The organism is Mesonia aestuariivivens, from assembly GCF_019311235.1.
Taxonomy (GTDB): domain Bacteria; phylum Bacteroidota; class Bacteroidia; order Flavobacteriales; family Flavobacteriaceae; genus Mesonia; species Mesonia aestuariivivens.
The window spans coordinates 1-24,899 of the sequence record NZ_JAHWDF010000019.1 but is presented as its reverse complement, the minus strand read 5'-3'; the positions used below and the strand labels follow the sequence as shown (position 1 = coordinate 24,899).

Below are 24,899 nucleotides of genomic sequence, written 5' to 3'. Positions count from 1 at the left end.
TCAAAAATAATTAATTACTATGTGCACCTTTTCGGGTCATGGTTCCCCACTTTAATTCTTTAGAAAATAAAAACTTTAAATAGCCTCTAATTCCAAAGAAAGTAATGAGTGGGTGATATAAAATAGGCTCTAAAAATGCCACTAAAATTAATTTTAAAACTTCAGTGAAATTTCTATAATATTTAAATGTAATATTATCCCAAATTACAACTAATGTAGAAATCATTACTGTAAAACAATAGGAGAAAAGAAAAATAATTAATGCGAAATCCCAATTAATTTTACCAAAAAATAATAAGTAAATGATAGAGATTATACCGCCTAATTCTACTAAAGGAGCTAAAAATTCAAATATAAAAGCATATGGGAAAACGACTAATCCAATTCTTTTATATTTTGGGTTAAATAAAATCTTACGGTGAACGGTAAAAAGTTGAAGTAAACCTGCCGACCATCTTACACGTTGTCTAGCAAGGATATTTAAATTAGGAGGGCCTTCAGTCCAGCAGCAAGATAATGGTATATAATCTACTACATATTTTTGTTTATTATTAATCATATAACTTATCATTCTTGTGATAAGGTCCATATCTTCTGCATGTGATTTTCCATCATAACCACCGGCTCTAATAGCTACCTCTTTATCAAATAGGCCAAGACCTCCAGATACATTAGGTACACAATTAATAAGTGACCAGCCCATTTTACTTAATAAGTAAGCTCTTATATATTCTAATTCTTGAAAACGTGGGATAAGTGCTTTAGGTGGTTTAACTCTTATGAGTATACCTTTTTTAACTTCGCAACTATTTACCATTCTCATTGTAGCACCTACTGCAATTACCTTTTTCTTATTAATAAGAACAGGTTTTATCATTTTAAGTAAAGTGTTTCTTGCTAAAATACAATCAACATCAGTGCATAAGTAATAGGGGAAAACTGAGGCGTTAATTCCTGCATTACTTGCATCAGCTTTTGTACCTCCGTTTTCTTTGTCTACTACAGTTAATTGTTCGTAAAGAGGGTTTGTAGATTTGAAAATTCTCTTTACAGGTTTAGTTTTTATTTTTTCAACATATGCATAAGGAACTTCAACTAGACTAAACTCGTTAATTAGTATGTCTAGCGTTTTATCTTTACTACCATCGTTAATAATAACCACTTCGAAAAGTGGGTAATCTAACGCTAGTAAAGAATGAACGTTGGTAGAAATAATTTTCTCCTCATTGTATGCTGGAGCTACAATAGATATTCCTGGGGTTATATCTGATGTGTATAAGGTTTCGTCGTCGAGGTTTGAATTATAATTTTTATATTTAATGATAGTGATCATCGAAAAAATTGCCAACATTAAATAGCTGGCAATTAATAATGAACCGTAAAAGAATATAAAATATTCAAATATTATTTCTGCTGTCATTTAAATTTGATAAGTTGAGTTTCTATATGCTGAAAAATAGTCTTGTCAAAACCGTTTTGAGCAGATTTTAATTCTTCGAAGAGATTGTAATTAGATTTATAAGTGTAAGAAACTAGGGCTATCTCTTTTTTTAAAGTTACAGATTTAGCACTCTCATAAGCCTTTTTTAAGAAATTTGTAGCGTTACCTGTATTTAATATACCAATACTCTTTATAATAGCCAATTGGCATTCTTCACGTTCTGTGAAAAATTTCTCTATAAAGGTAGATTCATATTCGCTAGCTTTTAGTTTTCCTAAACTATCATAAGCTTGTGTTCTTACCTTATGATTAATGCTGTTTATCTTCGTAAATAAAACTTCTTTAGTGTCTTGTTGTTCAAATAAACCTGCAGCTTTAATTAAAAAAATAGTTAATGAGGTGTTTTCAGAATAATTAATCCACTTTCCTAAATTACTTAATTGATTTTTTTCATTATGAATTTTTAAAAATTTCAATAGATTAATTTCATCCCAATAGGTTAAATCACCTGAGATTTCATCTAAAAAACGATAAGGATCATTATCACTTAAGTGAAGGTGAGAAAATCTAGCCTCTCGCTTTAATTCTTCATTTTTACTGTAAGTATAAGGCAATACTTTGGTGTCTAAACTTCTTAAATCTAATTGTTGTAGCATTTGCAAAGTTTTCATTTTAGTAGCACCTCTTGAGAAATTTAGTTTTTTCTCTAAGTAATTTTCTATGTCTAATGCATTTACGATATTTATGTAGCGATCAGATTTTTTAGAAGAGTTAAATTTTACTTGGAGTAAAATATCAATAGCTAACTTTATTTTTTTGGGATTTAATTTTCCAACAATAGCTATATATTTTTCATAAATTTCGTCAGTTTCATAAATTTTATTCTGAAAAAGAATTTCCTCAAACAATCGAGTAATTTTAGGTCTAATTTGTTTTTTCTGTTTTACTTCCTTTTGATGTGAGATTCTCATAATAAAAAGGTAAGTGAACATAGTAATAATTAAACTTACACTAAAAATAATACAAGCAATAACTGCTTGAATGATGGGGGCGAAAGTTTTAATCTCGTAATATAATTCGATTAATTGATCTAAAATATTCATAATGAAATGTTTGTTGAAGTCTTAACATTTATTTGATACAGTGTGAATTAGATAATTATCATCACTTCCCAAAAAACTCTTATTTGACTTTGTAAAGGTGTGTAAAATTTAAGATGCTTTCAAAAATACTCGATAACTAAATGCTATATTCGATAAAGTGCTATTTTTGAATTTCACTAAGTAATTTTACTAGTTGTAAAGACATAGAAGTTTTACTTATTTTCTCTTCTCATATCGGTGATCTACAAATTTAAATTAAAGAATCTATAAAACCTATAATTTTTTATACATCATTATTTACTTTAATAATATTAGTTTATAGGCGCTTGTAGTGTGAAAATTTATGGTGTGATTAGTGATATAGATTTCATAGATTTAAACTTAATGGTATTCTTTCTTTAGAATTGAAAGATCATCATTATCTTTGCACACATTTTTAAAATTGCTATGAGAACAAAATCACTGAAGAAAAATAAAATTAATGTCGTAACGCTGGGGTGTAGTAAGAATATTTATGATTCTGAAGTGCTTATGGGGCAACTTAAAGCCAATAATAAAGAGGTGGTTCATGAAGAAGAAGGTAATATTGTTGTTATTAATACTTGCGGATTTATAGATAATGCTAAAGAGCAATCTGTAAATACTATTTTAGAATATGCAAAAAAGAAAGAAGAAGGTATTGTAGATAAAGTATTTGTTACTGGTTGTCTTTCTGAGCGATACAAGCCAGATTTGCAGAAAGAAATTCCTAATATAGATCAATATTTTGGTACTACCGAAATGCCCTCTTTATTAAAAGCTTTAGGAGCCGACTATAAACATGAACTTTTAGGAGAGCGTGTAACCACTACTCCAAAAAATTATGCCTTTTTAAAAATTGCTGAAGGTTGCGATCGTCCTTGTTCGTTTTGTGCAATTCCTTTAATGCGTGGCGGTCATAAATCTACACCCATTGAAAATTTAGTAAAAGAAGCTCAAAATTTAGCGAAAGACGGTGTGAAAGAACTTATTCTTATCGCACAAGATTTAACTTATTACGGGTTAGATTTATATAAAAAACGTGCGCTAGCCGATTTATTGAAAGAATTGGTAAAGGTAGAAGGAATCGAATGGATCCGTTTGCACTATGCTTTCCCTACTGGTTTCCCGTTAGATGTATTAGACGTGATAAATAACGAGCCAAAAGTTTGTAACTATTTAGATATTCCGCTTCAGCATATATCAGACGATTTATTAAAATCGATGCGTCGTGGGACTACTCATAAAAAAACCACCGATCTTATTTATAAGTTTAGAGAAATTGTTCCGCAAATGGCAATTCGTACAACTTTAATTGTAGGATATCCTGGTGAAACAGAAGCACATTTTCAAGAATTAAAAGAGTGGGTAAAAGAAATGCGTTTTGAGCGTTTAGGTTGTTTTACTTATTCTCACGAAGAAAATACACACGCTTATAACTTAGAAGATGATGTTCCTGAAGATGTAAAGCAAGAGCGCGCTAATGAAATTATGGAGATTCAATCTCAAATTTCTTGGGAGCTTAATCAACAGAAAATAGGGAAGACCTTTAAGTGTGTGATCGATCGTAAAGAAGGAAATTATTTTGTTGGAAGAACCGAGTTTGATTCACCAGATGTAGATAATGAAGTGTTGATTGATGCTGAAAAATTCTACTTAAAAACAGGAGAATTTGCTAACATTACTATTAATGAAGCAGCAGATTTCGATTTGTATGGTGAACCTGCAAACTCTTAATCATTTCTATTTTTATTGAAATAGAATTAATTAAATTGGGTAAACCTCTTTAACTAAAAATTAGTAGAAAAACCAAGCACTTGATTTATCTTTGCGGTTTTAGAAAAGTAAATTTATGGCCGACTGTATAGCTTACCGAAACACAAATTATTTTTCAGACTTAATGATCGATTATCTTGATCAACACGAGAATCTTAAACAGTTTTATAGTCAGTTTCCTAATTTAGAAAGTTTTAAAAAACAAATTGAACAGAAACAACACTCCTTTTCTTTAAAGCATAGAAAAGTTTTAGTTGAATCACTTCAATCTCAATACGAAAACATTCAAATTTCTGAAACGACCCAAGCTCATATCGAGTCTTTAGCAGAAGAAAACACTTTTACCGTAACCACTGGGCATCAATTAAATTTGTTTACTGGCCCGCTATATTTTCTTTATAAAATTATTTCAGCCATTAATTTAGCCGAAGAATTAAAAGAAGAATATCCCGATTTTAACTTTGTACCCGTCTATTGGATGGCTTCAGAAGATCACGATTTTGAAGAAATTAACTACTTTAATTATAAAGGACAAAAAGTACAATGGTCTAGTCAACAAACTGGAGCTGTAGGAGAATTTAACACGCATGGTTTAGCCGAAGTTTTAAAAGAATTTCAGAAACATTTAGGTAAATCTGATGCAGCAAAAGAACTTATTCAGCTTTTTGAAGATGGTTATGTAAAACATCAAAATTTAACCGATGCTACTCGGTATATAGCCAATGAGCTTTTTGAAGAATATGGTTTAGTAATTATCGATGGAAACGATTCGCAATTAAAAACGCTTTTTAAACCCTTTGTTAAAGAAGAATTATTAAAACAAACTTCTTTTGAAAAGGTAACCTCTTCCGCAGAAAAATTAGAACAGAAAAATTATAAAGTTCAGGTAAATCCTAGAGAAATCAACTTGTTTTATTTAGTTGAAGGAATAAGAGAACGTATCATTAAAGAAGAGGAGGTTTACCTTGTACATAACACAGATTTGCGTTTTTCTGAAGCTGAAATTTTAGAATTATTAGAAAAACACCCCGAACGTTTTTCCCCTAATGTGATTATGCGTCCGCTTTATCAAGAAGTAATTCTTCCTAATTTATGTTACATTGGCGGTGGCGGAGAGTTGGCTTACTGGTTTGAGCTAAAAGCATATTTTGAAAGTCAGCAAATTCCTTTTCCTGTTTTATTATTGCGTAATTCAGCTTTATTAATTTCAGAAAAGCAAAAAACCAAGCTTGATAACTTGAAGATTTCCGTAGAAAATTTGTTTTTAAATCAATCAGATTTAAGAACTAATCGAACGCAAGAAATTTCTAATATAGAGATAGATTTTACTTCACAAAAGCAACATTTAGAACAACAATTTAAAGATTTATATGCGTTAGCAGAAAAAACAGATAAATCTTTTGTTGGAGCCGTTGCAGCTCAAGAACAAAAGCAAATTAACGGGTTAGAGCATTTAGAAAAACGACTCTTAAAAGCTCAGAAAAGAAAGCTGAAAGATGAGTTAGAGCGATTAACTAATTTACAAGATCAATTATTCCCAAAACAGAGTTTACAAGAACGTAACCAAAACTTTAGTGAGTTTTATGAGGTTTATGGTAAAGATCTTATTCAGCAATTAAAACAAGAGTTAAAACCTCTAAAGCAGGAATTTTCAATTATCTATTTATAAATTAAAATATTACCTCGAGTAGAATTTAGAGGTTTCATTATTAAAAGAATAAAATGAAAAGTATGCACTCCATAGATATCGATACAGTCGAAATGACCTTAGATATCATGAAATATGCAATTAATAGAATTTCAAATACTTCTCCAGAGATGGGTTCTCCTAAGCAAGAACAGGAGTTGCTAGACATGGTAGGAGAAACGGTTACAAAAGAAGGGATTGGGGGTGAGAAAGCTTTTAATCTTTTTAAAGATGTTTTAGTAAAAGCAACCGTTCCAGTAGATCATCCCAGACATTTAGCATTTGTACCAGCAGCACCAACACGAGCAGCTGTTTTATTTGATTTAGTAACTTCTGCGGCAAGTATTCATGGTGCTTATTGGATGACTGGCGGCGGCGGAATTTTTTGTGAAAACCAAGCGATGAAGTGGTTGGTAGAACTTACAGGATTACCAAAAGGTGCTTTTGGAGTTTTTACTAGTGGTGGGACTTCAGCTAACCTATCTGCAATGATTGCAGCACGTGAAGCTTGGCGAGCTAAAAACGAAGATAACAAAGCTTATAGAGCTTTATTAATCACCTCTAAAGGAGCACATTCTTCTATAAAGTCAATGGCGAAAGTCATTGATGCCGATTTAATTTTAGTAGATGATGACGATGATGATCGATTAACAGGAAAATGGCTTCAGCAAAAAATAGATACTTTAAGTGAAATAGACCGTAAACGTCTTTTTGCAGTCGTAGCTACTGGCGGAACCACAAATGCTGGTATTATTGACGATCTAGATAGTGTGGCGACTATTTGTGAAAATGAAGATTTATGGTTTCATGTAGATGCAGCCTATGGGGGTGGAGCGCTTGCAGCTCCTTCTGTGCGAGATTTATTTAAAGGAATAGAAAAAGCAGATAGTATTACCATCGATCCTCATAAATGGATGTTCTCGCCTTACGATTGTGGCGCAGTGATTTATAAAAATATGGAGTTGGCTAAAAATGCACACTCCCAAAAAGGTTCTTATTTAGATATTTTTAAAGATAAAGGAGCGCAAGGTTTTAATCCTTCAGATTATCAAATTCAGTTAACCCGAAGATTAAGAGGTTTACCGCTTTGGTTTTCTTTAGCCATGCACGGAACCGAAAAATACACAGAAGCTATCGAACGCGGACTTTATTTAGCGAAATATGCTGGAGAGCAAATAGAGAAAGCAGAACATTTAGAGCTGGTGAGAGAGCCAAGTTTATCTTGTGTATTATTCAAAAGAAAAGGTTGGGATGCAGAAGCGTATAGAGATTGGACGTATACTAATCATCAATCAGGTTTTGCATTGGTGACACCAACTAAATGGACAAAAAAAGGAAAAACAGAAACTATTTCTCGTTTTTGTTTTATAAATCCAGATACTACAGAAGAAGATATTCAAGAAATATTGGCTTCGATGGTTTAACTGAAAAGCTTAAAATATATTAAAAAATTAATTTAAGATTCAATTTGAATTTTACACCAAATTCTTACTTTTGCCTATGCAAAATAACGTACTTATATTAGATTTCGGTTCACAGTACACGCAACTTATTGCGCGTAGAGTTAGAGAGTTAAATATCTACTGTGAAATCCATCCGTTCAATAAATTACCGGAGAATATAGAAGAGTTTAAAGCCGTGATACTATCGGGAAGTCCATTTTCTGTAAGAGCAGAAGATGCACCGCATCCAGATTTATCCAATATAAGAGGTAAAGTGCCTATGTTGGCAGTTTGCTACGGCGCTCAATATTTAGCACATTTTCATGGTGGTAAAGTAGAGCCTTCTAAAACGCGTGAATATGGTCGTGCTAATCTTTCAGTTATAAAGGATAAAGAATTACTTTTTGATGAAATTACAGAGAATTCTCAGGTTTGGATGTCTCATAGTGATACCATTAAAGAATTACCTAAAAATGGTGTAAGACTAGCGAGTACTCACGATGTATTAAATGCAGCATATCGTATTGATGGAGAAGAAACTTATGCCATTCAATTTCATCCGGAAGTTTACCACTCTACCGATGGGAAGCAATTGCTAGATAATTTTTTAGTGAAAATTGCTGGGGTAGCACAAGAATGGACGCCAGAAGCATTTGTAGATATGACAGTTGATGATCTTAAAAAGCAAATTGGAGACGATAAAGTAGTTTTAGGTTTAAGCGGTGGTGTAGATAGTACGGTTGCAGCTGTTTTATTAAATAAAGCGATAGGTGATAACCTGTATTGTATTTTTGTGAATAATGGTCTTTTACGTAAAAATGAATTTGAAAGCGTTTTAGATCAATATAAAGATATGGGGCTTAATGTAAAAGGTGTAGATTCTTCGGCACGTTTCTTGGACGCCCTAAAAGGAATTAGCGATCCAGAAGCTAAAAGAAAGGCTATTGGTCGTGCGTTTATTGAAGTGTTTGATGATGAGGCACATTTACTAACTGATGTGAAGTTTTTGGCACAAGGCACTATTTATCCAGATGTGATTGAATCTATTTCAGTTAACGGGCCTTCAGCAACGATAAAATCGCATCATAATGTAGGTGGTTTACCAGATTTTATGAAGTTAAAAGTGGTGGAGCCTTTACGTATGTTGTTTAAAGATGAAGTACGTCGCGTAGGAGCAGAGATGGGAATAGATCCAGAACTTTTAGGAAGACATCCTTTCCCTGGGCCTGGTTTAGCGATTCGTATTTTAGGAGATATAACCGCTGAAAAAGTAAGAATTTTGCAAGAAGTAGATCATATTTTTATTCAAGGTTTAAGAGATTGGAAATTATATGATAAAGTATGGCAAGCTGGCGCTATTTTACTTCCGGTAAGCTCTGTAGGAGTAATGGGAGATGAACGTACTTATGAGAAAGTAGTTGCGCTTAGAGCCGTAGAATCTACCGATGGGATGACAGCAGATTGGGTGAATTTACCTTACGATTTCTTACAAAAAACATCTAACACAATAATAAATAGAGTGAAAGGCGTTAATAGAGTAGTATACGATATTAGCTCTAAACCACCCGCTACTATTGAGTGGGAATAATAAAATTTAAATGAAAAAGAATTGCTTGTTTTTTTTGCTACTTGTTTTAGCTAGTCTTCAATCTTTCGCACAAAATTTTGATACGCATAAAGTAGAACAAGGTGAAACTGTTTCTTCTATAGCGAAGAAATTTAACGTTTCAATACAAAAAATTTACAAATATAACCCCGATGCTAAAAAAGGAAATATAATAGGAACAGTTTTAGTGATTCCTGTTGTAGAAGCTTCTGATAGTAGAAATTTAGAGAAAGCTTCAGTTTTAAACTTTAAGGAATATAAAGTTAAACGAAGAGAGACTTTATATAGCATCGCTAAAGAAAACGGAATTTCTGTAGGCGACTTAAAAAAATACAATGCTTATCTTTATGAAGAAGAATTAGGAAAAGGAGATGTAATAAAAATCCCTATTTTCACTAAAAATGATACCATTAATATTAATAATTCGGTACAAAATTCTTCTTTTGAACATTTAAAACATATTGTATTACCTAAAGAGGGTAAAATGGCAATTGCTAGAAAATATGGGATGACCATGAAGCAGTTAGAAGTATTAAACCCTGAAGTCACAGATTTACAACCAGGACAGGTTTTACGCGTCATTAATCCAAAAAATAAAGATTCTAAAGCAGCTCAAGAAGCAAGTAATTTAGATAGCGGTTTTATTTCTTATAAAGTGAAACCTAAAGAGAATTATTTTCGCCTTACCCAAAGATTCAACACTACTAAAGATAGTTTGGTAAAGTATAATCCTATTTTGGCAGAAGGAGGTTTAAAGGCTGGCATGACTATAAAAATTCCTCAGCCGCAAGCTATGTTCTCAGATACCTTGTCATCGGGAAGAAGTTCAAAAAGATTAAAATTAGAATCATTAATCACCAATAAAAGAAGAAAAAATATTGCGGTGATGTTACCATTTTCTTTAGAGCAGTTTAAAAATGATTCTGCCGATAAAGAAGAATTGATGAAAAATGATAAAATTTTGAGACTTTCTTTAGACTTTTATAGCGGAGTAGTTTCTGCAATAGATTCTGTAGAAAAAATGGGAATTCCAGTAAGTGCTAAAGTTTTTGATACAGAAAAAAGCAATTCAAAATTAGATGAAATTTTAAGAGGTTTAGAAAGTTCGAAATTTGATGCAGTTATAGGCCCTGTTTTAAGTAAAAACGTAGAGAGAACTTCTAGATTTTTTAGTAAAAATGAAACTCCAGTGTTCTCTCCTTTAATAGATGCAGAGCTAAAGGGAGAAGATAACTTATTTCAATCTAGACCTTCTAAATTAATGTTAGAAAAAGCATTAATAACATATATTGATAGTCTTAAAGAAGCAAAAAAAATACTTGTTTTAACCGATAATAAGCACGAATATTTAAAAAATAAATTGGCTTATACTTTCCCAAACGCTACCATCATACATCAAGCAAAAAAAGAGTATATGCAATCTTCAGATTTAAGGAGAGTTCTTTCAAAAGAAAAAGAAAACTGGGTTATCTTAGAATCAGATGAATTAGAATTAGTAAGTAATGCTACTTCATACTTGTATGCGATGGCAGCCAATTATAAAATTAGATTATTTACGTCAGATAAAAGTAGTCCTTACGAAAATGAAATCTCTAATGATTATTTAAGTAAATTGAATTTTACTTACGCCTCTATAGCTAAAGAGTGTGAAGATTTTGAAGGAAATTCTTTTGTAAAGTCTTATGTGAAAGACTATGGTGTTTTGCCTAATAAATTCGCTACCAGGGGTTTTGATTTAACTTACGATTTATTATTAAGATTATCTGTTGCAGATAATTTATATGAATCTTTAGAGTTAGAAGGCGTCACAGAACACGTTGAAAATAAATTTAATTATCATAACAAAATGATTGGTGGTTATTATAACGATGCTGTATATTTAATTGAATACCTGGAAGATTTAAAACTGAAAGTAATAAATTAAATTATATATGACTTCTAAAGTAACATACCAAGGTAATTTAAGAACAACTTGCGAACATATAAAAAGTAAAGCTAATTTTCTTACTGATGCTCCCGTTGATAATAAAGGTAAAGGTGAAGCATTTTCTCCTACAGATATAGTGGCTACTGCATTAGCAAGTTGTATGTTAACTATTATCGGGATAAAAGCAGAACAATCAGATTTTTCTATTGTAGATGCATATGCAGAAGTGACTAAAACCATGGCAACCGAACCTAGAAGAATCTCTAAATTAGAAGTGCATCTGTATTTTATGCAAAGTTATACTCAAAAGCAAAAAAAGATGATAGAACACGCGGCGAAAACTTGCCCCGTTCATTTTAGTTTGCATCCAGATATTGAAAAAATAATTACTTTTAATTATAAAGATGCATAAACTCCTAATTCTATTTCTGTTTTTTTCAATATATTTTTTATTGCAAAAGCACAGGAAAAGATTAGGTGGTCATCCAACAAACTTACGTGGCAAGATTTTAAAGGGAAACCAGTTTCTTCTAGTCCTTATAGAGCCAATGCAAACTCTGGTTTCTCTTATAGCTGGTCATTTAAAACTTTAAATGGAAAGTCAGAATTTAGTTATGAGGTTAAAAGTTACTTTTATACTCAAGAATCTTAGGTAAAGTCTAGCGGAAAAATAAATCGTCTTCTAACACACGAGCAACTTCATTTTGATATTTCAGAGCTTTATGCTCGTAAAATGCGCAAAATTTTAAGTGAATTTCATCCAAAAACATTAAATGAAGCTAAACTTCAACTTAAAAGAATTCATCACAAGGTTGAGCGAGAACGTATTTATTTTCAAAATACTTACGATAAAGAAACTCAACACGGAACTTTAACAAAGCAGCAACAACGTTGGCAAAAACGAGTTGGTAAAGCTTTGAGTGAATAAAAAAAATTGACTATGCATTTATCTTATAATTTTAATTATTTTCGTTCGACTAACTTAATATTTAATCAAAAATTATGGAAGATTTTTCAATTCAAAATTCATCAAATCATATAAAGCCAGGAAAATGGGCGCTATATATTTTTGTATCTGGTTTACCGCTTATAGGTTTAATTATGTTATTGGTTTGGGGTTTTAGTAGCGATACTAATAAAACTCGTCAAAACTGGGCAAAAGGAATGTTGCTCTTGTATGTAATCATGATTATACTAACTATAGCTTTCTTTTCTTTATTTGGTTTAGCAGCTTTAGGTTTAGGCTCAATGGAAGGGAATTACTAATCAACAAAGCTCTGGTAAATTACCGGAGCTTTGTTATTTAATTTTATACTCTACTTTTTTAGAAATTTGGTAACTTCTTTTTTGCTTTTTTAAATTCAGCTATAATCTCTTCTACAATTGCGGCTGCGGGTATTATTTCATTTATAAGTCCGCTAATTTGTCCGATTTCGAGTTCACCTTCATCCAAGTCACCTTCAAACATACCTTTTTTAGCACGCGCTCTTCCCAATAATTCAGTAAGCTGATCTTTGCTAGGATTAGTGGTATAAAGTTCGGTCACATCATTAAAAAACTTATTTTTCAATAAACGAACGGGTGCTAATTCTTTTAAGGTAAGTTGTGTATGCCCTTCTTCGGCATCAACGACCATTTGTTTGAAATTTTGGTGAGATGAAGCTTCGTTACTCGCTACAAATCGACTTCCAATTTGTACGGCATCGGCACCTAAAATCATCGCTGCAAGCATTCCTCTACCAGTAGCGATTCCTCCGGCAGCAATTAAAGGAATTTCAAGTTTTTCTTTTACCATTGGAATAAGGGTGAAGGTTGTGGTTTCTTCACGACCATTATGTCCGCCAGCTTCAAAACCTTCGGCTACAACAGCATCGACACCTGCAGCTTCAGATTTTAAAGCAAATTTCACACTGCTCACCACGTGTACTACTATAATTCCTTTTTCTTTTAAAATGGGAGTCCAGGTTTTAGGATTTCCTGCAGAGGTAAAAACAATTTCAACTTCCTCTTCCGTAATTATATCCATAATTTTTTCTAAATTAGGATAGAGCATAGGTACATTTACAGCAAAAGGTTTATGGGTGGCTTTTTTACATTTCTGAATATGTTCTCGCAATACTTCAGGATACATTGAACCTGCGCCAATAATGCCGAGACCGCCAGCATTACTAACCGCGCTGGCAAGTTTCCATCCGCTAGCCCAAATCATTCCGGCTTGTATTAATGGGTATTCAATATTAAAAAGTGAAGTGATTCTATTTTGAGACATTATTCTTTAATAATTTTGATTGATTTTTGAAAATGAACACTTGTAAATTTAGCAATATAAATACCACTAGAAAGTTTAGAAAGGTTAATCCTTGAAGAAGTATTTTTAGCTTCAAGCACAAGCTTACCTAGCATATTGTATATTTTGATCTCTAATTCTTTTAGATTTTCATGTTCAATTTTTAATATGTTTTTTACAGGATTAGGATGAACCTTAAGCGACTGTTCTTGATAATTAATACTGTCTAATACATCATCTAAGGCAATCTGAAAATTTGGTATTCCATATCCCAATTGCTCATTAGGGTTGTTGAACCTAGAAGAAGATTCCCTAACTTTTTGCATGATTTCTAAATTGGTAAGTTGCGGATTTGCTTGCCAAAAACTGGTTATAGCTCCAGCCATAATAGGAGCCGAGAAAGACGTTCCGTTGTTATAAACAATCTGATCAAATTGATTAATTACTGCAGCAGAAGATCCTTGTGCTACTCCATCAGGTTTAATTCTGCCGTCTGCAGTAGGACCTATAGAGCTGAAAGAAGCATATTCTTCATTTGGATTTACTGCGCCTACTGTATATACATTTCCATCTGCGGGAGCAGCAATAACTGGAAAGCTTTGGTTGTTACCAGAATTTCCGGCAGAGGTGACTACTAAAATTCCTTTTTCTACTGCAATATTAGCTCCTCGAGTGATGAAAGCGGTGTTGCCATCCATATCTGCAGGCGTATAGTTATAGTTAGGGTTGTCATAATTAAAATAACCCAATGATGTATTGATAACATCTACTCCTAAACTATCGGCACGCTCTGCGGCTTCTACCCAATAACTTTCTTCAACTGGAGTTTCAGAGCTAGCATCTTCTGTTCTAAATAAATAATAACTGGCATCTGGTGCTGTCCCTACAAATTCATTTTGAATAAATCCCGCCATATCTGAAAGTACTTTTGTACCGTGATTACTCTCTGTAGCATCGTCATAATTTTCTTCACGGTCTACAAAATCGTAACCTCCCATCAGGTTATTGTTATCTCGAAGTCTACTAAAACTAGTCATGATGTTTACATTAGGAAATCCTGCATCCATAATGGCTACCAACATATTCTCACCTGTAAAATCATTTTGATAAAGATAATTAGCATGAATCATTTCTATTTGATTAGCACTATTTCCATATTCAAAGTCGACTAGGTTTTCGTGGTTTTTAAGGTTAACTTTAGAGGAGTGAAATGAGCTATTTCGAGCGTTTAGTGATGTATTTGTAAACAGAACTTCTTCTACAAAATTAAGCTGAGTTAAATTATCAATACTATTAAAATCACCAATCACGTGAACGCAATTAAGCCATTTAGATTTTGCTTTTACGAGAATTCCATTTTGATTTTTTAGGGCTGAAAGATAAGCTTCATTTACAGGCACATCTCTTTCATCTATTACAATATTATGTGCGTTTTTTCTATTGATAGCACGTTGTGTTAAGATGGAATTAGGATTAGATAAAGCTACAGATGCATTGGGTTTATCTGTAAAATAAACCCAAGCATGTTCTTGAGAAAAGCCAATGTTGCAGCAAATGATAAAGAGAAGTAAAAATACTTTCATAGCCGAAATTTTCAGCTAAAGTTACGAAATTACTCCAGATCCTAATAATTCTTTTTCATGATACCACGCTACAAATTGCCCTTCTGTGATAGCCGATTGTTCATTTTCAAAGATTACATACAAACCGTTTTCTGTTTGGTAGAGTGTAGCTTTTTCTAAAGCTTGTCTGTACCTAATTCTAGCTTCAACTTTCATCTCTTCTCCCGCAGCTAGTGCAAGATCTTTACGAATCCAATGAATTTCTTCTGGATTTACAAACAGGCCTTTGCGAAATAATCCAGGATGGTTTTTTCCTTGTCCGGTATAAATGATGTTCTCTTTAACATCGGTATCAATCACAAATAGAGGTTCTGGAGTGCCGCCAACCCCTAAGCCTTTACGTTGTCCTTTAGTGAAATAATGAGCTCCGTTATGTTTACCTACTTCTTTTCCTAGTTCTTTCTGATAGCTGATTTTTTTACTCAAATAAGCTAATTGCTCTTCTTGGTTTGCAAATTCTGGAATAGAAGTTTGGTAAATATTTTCTTCCGCAGGAATTTCTAAAATAACTCCATCTTTAGGTTTTAGTTTTTGCTGAAGAAATTCTGGTAGTCTTACTTTACCTATAAAACATAATCCCTGAGAGTCTTTTTTGCCTGCTGTTACTAATTCTTGTTGTGTAGCAATTTCTCTTACTTCACTTTTTTGTAACTCACCAATAGGGAAGAGTGTTTTAGATAATTGTTCTTGCGAAAGCTGACACAAAAAGTACGATTGATCTTTATTTTTGTCTTCTCCTGCAAGAAGTTGATAAACCGTTTTACCATTAATTTTAGTTTCTCCTTTTCTGCAATAGTGACCTGTAGCGACATAATCTGCACCTAGCGAAAGTGCAATTTTCATAAAAACATCAAACTTAATTTCACGGTTACAAAGCACATCTGGATTGGGTGTTCTTCCTCGTTCATATTCGTTAAACATGTAGTCTACAATACGTTCTTTGTATTGCTCGCTTAAGTCGACGGTTTGAAAAGGAATGCCTAATTTTTCTGCAACTAACATGGCATCATTACTATCATCTAACCAAGGGCATTCATCACTAATTGTAACTGAGTCGTCGTGCCAATTTTTCATAAATAGGCCAATTACTTCATAACCTTGCTCTTTTAGCAAGTATGCGGTAACACTAGAATCTACACCACCGCTAAGGCCAACAACTACTTTTTCTTTTTTCACGATTTAAAGCTATATTTTATACAAAATTAGTGATTTTGTCGTGTTATTTCTTTTTTCTTACAGAAGGTTTTTCTTTCGGAAATTTTTCGGTGTGAGTGAGTTTTTCATTTTCATGAAACTTCCAGATTCCATCCCGTAGGCCTTTTTTGTAATTACCTTCTGCAGTGAGCTTTCCTTGTGGATTGTAGATTTTACAAGCTCCGTCTAAGCTTCCTTGTTGGTAATTATAATATTGAATTAAATTTCCGTTAGCGCCGTAAATAAAATTTTCTCCTTGTTTTATTCCCTTTAAATATTCTTGAGTTTCTGCGAGTTTACCATTTTCAAAATAGATAGACTTCAATCCGTTTAATAGATCATTTTTATAATTTTCTTTCATCATTATGATAGCTGTACCTTTGTGAAAGTAAATCCATTCGCCAATTCTTTTTTTATCTTTAAACTGTCCTTTGGTGAGTAATTTTCCTTTCGGGGTAAAAAACTCAACACTTACGATATCACTTTCTTCTGTATATGTTTTGGTAGCTTCAGGATATTCTTCATTTCCTTTTTTATAAAATTTAAAAGTGCCAACTTCTTGACCATGATTAAATTCTCCCGAATACCTTATTTGATTGGTTCCTTCAAATTTTTTAATCCATTTTCCATGTCTTTCTTCATTGGCATCAAATTGATTAATATCCGATTTTTGAGCGAAGATGAGCGATGAATTTAAAATAAATAGGAGTAGAAAACCGTTTTTAATAAAGTTAAACATAAGTTGAGGTTTTTGTATATTGTGAGTTTTACTTCAAAATTTTTAAAATGCAATGATGAATAAAATTAGTTTAAAAGTAATCAAATTACTGTTTTTATTGGCGGTAGTAAGTATGGTTTTTTCTTGTGATGAAGACGATAATGCTAATATTATTGAAGGAACAAATTCGATTGTAAATTATATCGAAAAGAATCCTCGTTTTAGCATGTTTTATCAGCTTATGGTAAAAGCAGAATTAGAGGTAGCTTTAGATGGAAACTCTGGAACATATACACTTTTAGCACCCAATAATGAGGCGGTAGAGCTTTATTTAAATGAAAGTGATTACACAAGTATAAATGATATTCCGCAAGATTTAGCTTTAGACTTGGTGTTTTATCATTTATTAGAAACCATAAAAACTCAAGAAAGTTTTACAACGGGTTATCTAAAAACATTGTCAGAAATACCGGTGACAGATAGTACGACGACTACATTGAGTATGTTGGTAAATACAGGTGAAGAAGTGAGATTTAATGGCGCTACAAAATTTGTAAATGCTAATATAGAAGTAGATAATGGAATGATGCATGAAATAGATAAAATGCTTAGCTTACCTACGCTAGAAACTTTTTTACAAATAGATGAAAACCTTACACCATTTTATGAAGAAGCCTTAAATGAAAGTTCTGATTTTCAAAATGCACTAAGCTCAAATAATTATCACACGTTGCTTGTTCCTTCTTCGACATCATTTTTAAACTTTTTAGAAACGACTAATTATAATTTAACAGAGCGAGAACAGTTTTTTAGTTATCATCTGCAAGAGGGATTAAATTTAGCTTCTCGGCTAACTTCAGGTTATCAAAAAACATTAGCTAAGGTAACTCTAGAAGGAGAAGAACGAGAACTTAGTTTATATTTAAATAAAGCGGTAGGTCTTCTTTTTAATGGTACAAGTACAATTACCGTGCAAGACATTGTAACCACTAATGGCGTAATTCATAGCTTAAATGAAGTATTATTGTTACCCACTTTACATGATTTTGTAGTGGCAGATTTAGAGCTAGAAACTTTTGCAGAAGCTATTTCTAGAGATGATGTTATAAATGAAGGTTATGAAGTACGATTAAATAGTAATGATTTAAATGCTCCTTATACCGTTTTTGCACCTTCAAATGAAGCTTTTGAAAATGTTCTTTTAGAATTATATCCTACTCAAAATTTCACTTTGGAAGATGTAGATGCAGAAAGTTTAAGTGATATTCTGAACCTTCATTTTACCGAAAATTTAAATTTAGATTTGAATAGTTATGATGATTCAAGTATTTCTACATTAGGGGGTAATATTCAAATTAATACTCAATTACAAAGTGTAATAGATGTTAATGATAGAAATGCATTAATCATTTCTGAGGGTGGTCAGGCTTTAAATGGTGTTTTATATAAGTTAGATACAGTTTTATTATTACAATTGTAGGTTTTTAATTCGTTTTTTTTTGATATTTATTAACTCCTGTTCAATTTTTGACTTAAGTTTTTTGATTTAGATTTGTGTTAAAAAAAAACAATAATAATGAAAAAGCAAAATTTATTTTCAATTTTATTAATAGTGTGCTCACTTACTTTTATGAGTTGTAATGATGACGATGATGCTGTTTTAACAGAAAATTCATCAGAACAAACTACTATTGCAGATATTGTAATAGATAATGAGAATTACGCTAGTTTAGAAGCTGCTTTAATTAAAACAGATTTAGTTGGAACACTTTCAAGTGATCAAAAATTTACAGTATTTGCTCCGGATAATGAAGCATTTTCAACCTTTTTAAATGATAAAGGTTTTGATGACTTAGATGCTGTACCAAATTCTGTATTAAGGCAAATTCTTTTAAATCATGTGATTTCTGGTGAAGTGATGTCTGGTGATATTTCTACAGGTTATGTTACTAGTATGGCAGAAGAAGAGACTAGTGAAAGTAATCTAAGCATGTATATAAATGCAGACAATGGCGTTATAATTAATGGCGAAGTAACTGTGGTAGATGCAGATATTGAAGCAGATAACGGAGTTATACATGCTGTAGATCGTGTTATAGATTTACCTACGGTGGTAACTTTTGCAACGGCAGATCCTAATTTTTCTACTTTGGTAAGTGCATTAACTCGTGAAGATAATTTTACTTATGTTTCGACATTAAGTACAGTTGCAGGAACTTCACCAAGTCCCTTTACTGTTTTTGCTCCTACAAATGCTGCTTTTGAAGATTTATTAGAGGAGCTAAATGTACAAAGCCTAGAAGATATTGAAACTGCTACTTTAGCATCAACTCTGAATATGCACGTTATTGCTAATGCAAATGTTAGAGAAGAAGATTTAACTTCTGGAACAGTAACTAGTTTAGGGGGAGAAATAATAATTGATGCAGAAAATGCTACAATTACAGATGCCAATAATAGACAAACTAATATTATTGTGACCAATGTACAGGCGAGTAACGGTGTTATTCATGCTATTGATCAAGTAATTTTACCAGAATTATAATTGATATAATAATTCAACAAAAAACCTCGAAGAAATTAATCTTCGAGGTTTTTTTGTTGAATATCTATTCAGCATAATTATTTTTTGTTATTTCTCTGCTGCTGTTCAGCTTGCTCCATAATATCTTGAAACTTCTTAGCAAACTTTCCTTTTTTCTTAGGTTTCCTTTTGTTTTCTTGAATTTTAGCATGAATTTTTTCATCATCTATAATAAAATTCTTGATTACTAACATAATTCCAATGGTAATTAAGTTAGAAGTAAAGTAGTATAAAGATAAACCACTGGCATAGTTATTAAAGAAAATCAACATAAATAACGGAGACAAATACATGATAAATTTCATATTTGGCATTCCTGGTTGTTGTGCTTGTTGCATACTTTGCCCAGTTGTCATTGTCATGTAAATAAAGATAGCAATAGAAGCTAAGATAGGGAATAAGCTAATGTGGTCTCCATATAATGGTATTCTAAAAGGTAGCTCTGCAATTACATCATAACTCGATAAATCTTCTGCCCATAAAAAGCTTTTTTGTCTTAATTCTATAGCACTTGGGAAAAAGTTGAATAAAGCATAAAATACAGGAATTTGCATTAAAGCTGGCAAACAACCACTCATAGGGCTGGCGCCTGCTTTGCTGTAAAGTTTCATGGTTTCCTGCTGCTTTTTCATTGCATTATCTTTATACTTCTCGTTAATCTCGTTAATTTCAGGTCTTAAAACCTTCATTTTAGCTTGAGAAACATACTGTTTGTATTGAACAGGAGAGAGTAAAAGCTTAACCGAAATAGTTAAGAAAATAATAGCAATACCCGCTGGTAAAAATCCGCTTAAGAAATTGAAAAATGGAATAACAAGGTACTTATTGATAAACCCAAAAATACCCCAACCTAATGGAACTACTTCATCTAAATTACGATCATAATCGTTTAAGATTTGGTAATCTGTAGGTCCGTAGTACCAATTCATAGATTCGTTAAGTTCACCACCATTAAGTTTTAGTGGGATAGTAGCCGCAAAACTTTTGGTATATAATGTATCTACTTCATCATCTTTCACTAAGTTTTTAGACACAAATTTAGCGCTCTCAAAAGAGGAATTTGACAATAGAATAGAAGAGAAGAAGTGCTGACGGAAAGCTATATAAGAAACATCTTCATCTTCATCTTCATCTAGATCTCCTTGTCCAGTATAATCATCACTATCGCCCTCGTATTCCCAAAGAATTTCGGTATACTTATTTTCGTAAGAAATACTTTTAGAGTTTCTAAAGGCTTTTAATTGCCAGTCTAAGAGAATACCATTATTACCATCAATTACATCTTTTAACCCTTGAGATTTGATAGAAAAATCCATCATATGTTCATTAGGCTTTAACGTGTACACGTATTCTAAATATTCATTTGAAGAAACTTTTAATTTCATAGAAAGAATAGTGTTCTCTCCACTTTTAGAAATTTGCGGTTCAAAAAATAAATCTTTTGTATTTAAGGTTCTATTGTCTGCCGTAGCAAATTGCAAGTTAAATGAAGCGTTATTATCTTTAACTATATAGACGGGTTCACCATTGTATTTGGTTTCGTTTTTAAGTTTAGCTTCAATAATTTGTCCACCTTTATTGCTAACTTTAACCTGAAGGACTTCATTTTCTATGGTCGTTAACTTATTTGAAGCAGAAGGTAGGGTTGTTGAATAAGCAAAAGCACCTAAACTACTCTTGGCTTTTTCTAAAGCTAATGAATCTGGCTCTTGAAAATTATTTTCTGCAGCGGTTGAAATAGTTTTATTTTCTGTGGTAACTACTTCTTGATTTTCAGGAGTACCAACTTCTGTGGTTTGGGTTTCATTTTCTTGATTGGTATATAACATCCAAACTAAAATGGCACCAATAAGTACAAAACCTATTATAGAGTTAATATCGAATTTTTTATTTTCCATAAATTGAGGAACAAGGAATTTTTAATTATTTTAAAAGATGGCAAAAGTCTACAATTCAACTTAAAATCCATACTTATGCGTTATATTTTTTAGTCAAAAAAGTAGCCATCGTTAAAATAATGTCAAAGTGACATTATTTTTTTTTCTTTTTAGCGTAATCTTTGGCAGCTTTTACAAATCCTATAAATAAAGGATGAGGTGTTTTTACGGTACTTTTATATTCTGGGTGATATTGTACTCCAATAAACCAAGGATGATTTGGGAGTTCAACTACTTCAACTAAGCCAGTTTGTTTGTTAATACCAGAACTTAGCATACCTGCTGCTTCTAATTGTTCTTTATATTTGTTGTTGTATTCATAGCGGTGACGATGTCTTTCGCTAATGGTAGTTTTACCATAAGTTTTTTGTACTAAGCTACCTTCTTTTAATTCGCAATCCCAAGCACCTAATCGCATTGTGCCGCCCATTTGAGTGATATTTTTTTGGCTTTCCATAATATCAATCACTGGGTTTTTTGTTTGCTCTTCCATCTCGGTAGAGTTGGCATCTTCTATTTTAAGCACATTCCTAGCATATTCTATTACTGCCATTTGCATACCTAAACAAATTCCGAAAAATGGTAAGTTGTTTTCTCTAGCGTATTTTACAGCTTCAATTTTACCTTCAATACCACGTTCTCCAAAACCTGGAGCTACTAAAATACCATCTAATGCAGAAATTTCATCTTTACCTTCAGTATTAATAAATTCAGAATGAATACTTTTAATATTCACCTTTACTTCATTTTCTGCTCCGGCATGAATAAAAGATTCTAAAATAGATTTATAAGAATCTTGCAATTCTACATACTTCCCAATTAACCCGATAGTGACCTCAGATTTTGGATTTTTATGTCGGTTAACAAATTTATTCCAATTTGTTAAGTCGGGTTGCGAGTCGTTAGGTAAATTTAATTTTTTTAACGTGATGGTATCTAAACCTTCTTCGAGCATAAGGTTGGGTACATCGTAAATCGTAGAAGCATCTATAGATTGAATGACAGCTTCTTGTTTTACATTGCAAAATTGAGCTAATTTTTGACGCAAATCTTCACTCAATTCGTGCTCGGTTCTACAAACCAAAATATCAGCGCTAATACCGCTTTCCATCAATGTCTTTACACTATGTTGGGTAGGTTTTGTTTTTAACTCTTTGGCAGCAGATAAATAAGGGACTAGTGTTAAATGAATAACTAAAGAGTTGTGATCTCCCAGTTCCCACTTTAATTGTCTTACAGATTCTATGTAGGGTAAAGATTCTATGTCTCCTACGGTTCCTCCAATTTCAGTAATTACGATGTCATAATCGCCATTTTGACCTAGTAATTGAATTCTGCGCTTAATTTCATTGGTAATGTGCGGAACTACTTGTACCGTTTTTCCTAAAAATTCTCCGCGACGTTCTTTTTCAATCACACTTTGGTAAATTCTACCAGTAGTAACATTGTTAGCCTGAGAGGTATTAACATTAAGAAAACGCTCGTAATGGCCTAAATCTAAATCTGTCTCTGCACCATCTTCAGTTACAAAACATTCTCCGTGTTCGTAAGGATTTAGGGTTCCTGGATCTATGTTAATGTAGGGGTCTAATTTTTGAATGGTGGTTTTATAACCACGTGATTGAAGAAGTTTTGCTAATGAAGCTGCGATAATTCCTTTCCCGAGAGACGAAGAAACACCACCGGTAACAAAAATATACTTGGTATCGGCCATTTTGGGTTTTTTAAAATATTGTCTATACGGAGCGCAAAATTACAAATAACAATTTATTTTAAGGCTATAAACAAGAACTTTGTAAACTAATTTTTATGAGGTCTTGGGTATTTCTTTCTAATTTCCTTCAGTAAAAATTCTAATCCGTTAACTTTTAGTTCAAAAACAGCGCGCATTTGTTCGCCAGTTTTACCTGGCGGAAAGCCTTTTTGGTTAAACCACACAAAATAGGGTTCAGGAATATCAGATAAATACCAGTCTTTATATTTGCCAAAGTACATTTTAGTATAAGCAAGTCGAAGTAAATCTTCATTATTTTGCGTCATTAAATCTCAATTCTAATTTAAAAATTCAAAAAAAGACAAATAAATTAAATAATGCCGCTTTTAAATCTAAAAAGTATTGCTACAAAATAATACATTTGTTACTTTTGTGAACCAAAATAGAACTAGAAAAACCTGATTATGAATTTACACGAATATCAAGGAAAGGAAATATTAAATAGCTTTGGTGTGAGAATACAACGTGGTATTGTTGCAGACACTCCAGAAGCTGCAGTAGCTGCTGCGAAAAAACTTACTGAAGAAACTGGAACCGGTTGGCACGTAATTAAGGCACAAGTTCACGCGGGAGGCCGTGGTAAAGGTGGCGGTGTAAAATTGGCTAAAAATCTTCAGGAAGTAGAAAAGATTGCAGGAGAGATTATTGGAATGCAATTGGTAACTCCACAAACCTCTGCTGAGGGTAAAAAAGTAAATCAGGTTTTAGTTGCTGAAGATGTTTATTATCCAGGTGATAATGAGCCAGAAGAATATTATATGTCTGTTTTATTAAACCGTGCTAACGGAAGAAACATGATTATGTATTCTACTGAAGGAGGTATGGATATTGAAACAGTTGCAGAAGAAACTCCGCATTTAATCTTTACAGAAGAAATAGATCCTGCTACAGGAATATTGCCTTTTCAAGCTAGAAAAGTTGCTTTTAACTTAGGTTTATCTGGAGCTGCTTTTAAAGAAATGACGAAATTTGTGACGGCTCTTTATACCGCTTACGATAAGTCTGATTCTTCATTATTTGAAATTAACCCTGTGTTAAAAACAAGTGATGATAAAATTATGGCGGTAGATGCTAAAGTGTCTTTAGATGATAATGCACTTTTTCGTCATAAAGATTATGCAGAAATGCGTGATGAACGTGAAGAAAATCCAACTGAAGTTGAAGCTAAAAAATCTGGATTAAATTATGTTGATCTAGATGGTAACGTAGGCTGTATGGTAAACGGAGCTGGACTTGCAATGGCAACTATGGATTTAATTAAGCAAGCCGGTGGTGAGCCAGCTAACTTTTTAGATGTGGGTGGTACAGCAGATGCTAAACGTGTTGAAGAAGCTTTTCGTTTAATCTTAAAAGATGATAATGTAGAGGCGATTTTAATTAATATTTTTGGAGGTATTGTTCGTTGTGACCGTGTAGCTCAAGGTATTGTAGAAGCATATAAAAATATGGGTGATGAAATTAAAGTACCTATTATTGTACGTCTTCAAGGAACTAATGCAGATAAAGCTAAAGTATTAATTGATGAAAGTGGTTTTAATGTAGAAAGCGCTGTTCAGTTTCAAGAAGCTGCAGATAAAGTACACCAAGTTTTATCTTAAAAAGCATAAAATAAATTATAAAAAAAAATCCCATTCAAATTTGAATGGGATTTTTTTATGCTAACTGCTAACTGCTAACTGCTAACTGCTAACTGCTAACTGCTAACTGCTAACTGCTAACTGCTAACTGCTAACTGCTAACTGCTAACTGCTAACTGCTAACTGCTAACTGCTAACTGCTAACT

20 protein-coding genes are annotated in these 24,899 nt (G+C 32.5%); 11 read left to right on the top strand and 9 right to left on the bottom strand.

What is annotated here, in order from left to right; genetic code table 11:
* Nucleotides 1–10 precede the first annotated feature (10 nt).
* Both KW502_RS13820 and KW502_RS13815 read right to left on the bottom strand, forming a co-directional pair.
* Nucleotides 11–1,420: a glycosyltransferase family 2 protein gene (locus KW502_RS13820; protein WP_219041149.1), complete on the bottom strand. Its 1,410-nt coding sequence runs from the start codon at nucleotides 1,418–1,420 to the stop codon at nucleotides 11–13.
* Nucleotides 1,417–2,544, bottom strand: coding sequence for a hypothetical protein (locus KW502_RS13815; protein ID WP_219041148.1), 1,128 nt, complete (start codon nucleotides 2,542–2,544; stop codon nucleotides 1,417–1,419). Before KW502_RS13815 ends, KW502_RS13820 begins: the two co-directional genes overlap by 4 nt.
* A 447-nt stretch (nucleotides 2,545–2,991) precedes the next feature.
* On the opposite strand from KW502_RS13815, the gene rimO reads away from it, so the two are divergent.
* The 8 genes from rimO (at nucleotide 2,992) to KW502_RS13775 (ending at nucleotide 12,266) form a co-directional block, all read left to right on the top strand.
* Nucleotides 2,992–4,299, top strand: a complete 1,308-nt coding sequence (gene rimO, locus KW502_RS13810; RefSeq protein ID WP_219041147.1) for a 30S ribosomal protein S12 methylthiotransferase RimO — start codon at nucleotides 2,992–2,994, stop codon at nucleotides 4,297–4,299.
* A gap of 115 nt (nucleotides 4,300–4,414) precedes the next feature.
* On the top strand, nucleotides 4,415–6,007 hold the full coding sequence (gene bshC, locus KW502_RS13805) for a bacillithiol biosynthesis cysteine-adding enzyme BshC (RefSeq protein ID WP_219041146.1): 1,593 nt from the start codon (nucleotides 4,415–4,417) through the stop codon (nucleotides 6,005–6,007).
* 53 nt (nucleotides 6,008–6,060) lie between these two features.
* The gene (locus KW502_RS13800; RefSeq protein WP_219041145.1) at nucleotides 6,061–7,449 is read left to right on the top strand and encodes a pyridoxal phosphate-dependent decarboxylase family protein; all 1,389 of its coding nucleotides are present in this window, start codon (nucleotides 6,061–6,063) and stop codon (nucleotides 7,447–7,449) included.
* Nucleotides 7,450–7,525: 76 nt separating this feature from the next.
* Complete coding sequence (gene guaA / locus KW502_RS13795; protein WP_219041144.1) at nucleotides 7,526–9,055, top strand: glutamine-hydrolyzing GMP synthase; 1,530 nt, start codon at nucleotides 7,526–7,528, stop codon at nucleotides 9,053–9,055.
* A gap of 10 nt (nucleotides 9,056–9,065) precedes the next feature.
* Nucleotides 9,066–10,997 carry an amino acid ABC transporter substrate-binding protein gene (locus KW502_RS13790; RefSeq protein ID WP_219041143.1) on the top strand — a complete coding sequence of 644 codons (1,932 nt, stop codon included), beginning with the start codon at nucleotides 9,066–9,068 and terminating at the stop codon, nucleotides 10,995–10,997.
* Nucleotides 10,998–11,004: 7 nt separating this feature from the next.
* A complete protein-coding gene (locus KW502_RS13785; RefSeq protein ID WP_219041142.1) occupies nucleotides 11,005–11,412 on the top strand; it encodes an OsmC family protein in 408 nt (135 codons plus the stop codon).
* A gap of 258 nt (nucleotides 11,413–11,670) precedes the next feature.
* A complete protein-coding gene (locus KW502_RS13780) occupies nucleotides 11,671–11,928 on the top strand; it encodes a DUF922 domain-containing protein (protein ID WP_219041164.1) in 258 nt (85 codons plus the stop codon).
* Between the two features lie 74 nt (nucleotides 11,929–12,002).
* Nucleotides 12,003–12,266 carry a hypothetical protein gene (locus tag KW502_RS13775; protein WP_219041141.1) on the top strand — a complete coding sequence of 88 codons (264 nt, stop codon included), beginning with the start codon at nucleotides 12,003–12,005 and terminating at the stop codon, nucleotides 12,264–12,266.
* Nucleotides 12,267–12,324: 58 nt separating this feature from the next.
* Here the strand turns inward: KW502_RS13775 and KW502_RS13770 are convergent, their stop codons facing one another.
* The 4 genes from KW502_RS13770 to KW502_RS13755 are packed head-to-tail and all read right to left on the bottom strand — an operon-like array spanning nucleotide 12,325 to nucleotide 16,842.
* Nucleotides 12,325–13,269, bottom strand: a complete 945-nt coding sequence (locus tag KW502_RS13770) for an NAD(P)H-dependent flavin oxidoreductase (protein ID WP_219041140.1) — start codon at nucleotides 13,267–13,269, stop codon at nucleotides 12,325–12,327.
* A complete protein-coding gene (locus KW502_RS13765) occupies nucleotides 13,269–14,870 on the bottom strand; it encodes a S8 family serine peptidase (RefSeq protein WP_219041139.1) in 1,602 nt (533 codons plus the stop codon). The genes KW502_RS13770 and KW502_RS13765 overlap by 1 nt, the downstream gene beginning before the upstream one ends.
* A gap of 21 nt (nucleotides 14,871–14,891) precedes the next feature.
* Complete coding sequence (gene mnmA / locus KW502_RS13760) at nucleotides 14,892–16,085, bottom strand: tRNA 2-thiouridine(34) synthase MnmA (protein ID WP_219041138.1); 1,194 nt, start codon at nucleotides 16,083–16,085, stop codon at nucleotides 14,892–14,894.
* 43 nt (nucleotides 16,086–16,128) lie between these two features.
* Nucleotides 16,129–16,842, bottom strand: a complete 714-nt coding sequence (locus KW502_RS13755; protein WP_219041137.1) for a toxin-antitoxin system YwqK family antitoxin — start codon at nucleotides 16,840–16,842, stop codon at nucleotides 16,129–16,131.
* A gap of 52 nt (nucleotides 16,843–16,894) precedes the next feature.
* Here KW502_RS13755 and KW502_RS13750 point away from each other — a divergent pair, with 52 nt between their 5' ends.
* Together KW502_RS13750 and KW502_RS13745 are read left to right on the top strand one after the other, a co-directional pair.
* Nucleotides 16,895–18,301, top strand: coding sequence for a fasciclin domain-containing protein (locus tag KW502_RS13750; protein ID WP_219041136.1), 1,407 nt, complete (start codon nucleotides 16,895–16,897; stop codon nucleotides 18,299–18,301).
* Nucleotides 18,302–18,397: 96 nt separating this feature from the next.
* Entirely contained in the window at nucleotides 18,398–19,366 is a 969-nt protein-coding gene (locus KW502_RS13745) for a fasciclin domain-containing protein (RefSeq protein WP_219041135.1), read from the top strand.
* Between the two features lie 77 nt (nucleotides 19,367–19,443).
* Here the strand turns inward: KW502_RS13745 and yidC are convergent, their stop codons facing one another.
* The 3 genes from yidC to KW502_RS13730 all read right to left on the bottom strand — a co-directional run bounded on the left by yidC (nucleotide 19,444) and on the right by KW502_RS13730 (nucleotide 23,382).
* Nucleotides 19,444–21,303, bottom strand: a complete 1,860-nt coding sequence (gene yidC / locus KW502_RS13740; RefSeq protein ID WP_219041134.1) for a membrane protein insertase YidC — start codon at nucleotides 21,301–21,303, stop codon at nucleotides 19,444–19,446.
* Between the two features lie 133 nt (nucleotides 21,304–21,436).
* Nucleotides 21,437–23,056 (bottom strand): CTP synthase, encoded by a 1,620-nt coding sequence (pyrG, locus tag KW502_RS13735; RefSeq protein ID WP_219041133.1) that lies wholly within the window; start codon nucleotides 23,054–23,056, stop codon nucleotides 21,437–21,439.
* Nucleotides 23,057–23,142: 86 nt separating this feature from the next.
* Nucleotides 23,143–23,382: a DUF3820 family protein gene (locus KW502_RS13730; RefSeq protein WP_219041132.1), complete on the bottom strand. Its 240-nt coding sequence runs from the start codon at nucleotides 23,380–23,382 to the stop codon at nucleotides 23,143–23,145.
* A gap of 138 nt (nucleotides 23,383–23,520) precedes the next feature.
* On the opposite strand from KW502_RS13730, the gene sucC reads away from it, so the two are divergent.
* Nucleotides 23,521–24,714 carry an ADP-forming succinate--CoA ligase subunit beta gene (gene sucC / locus KW502_RS13725; RefSeq protein ID WP_219041131.1) on the top strand — a complete coding sequence of 398 codons (1,194 nt, stop codon included), beginning with the start codon at nucleotides 23,521–23,523 and terminating at the stop codon, nucleotides 24,712–24,714.
* The last annotated feature ends 185 nt before the right edge of the window (nucleotides 24,715–24,899 follow it).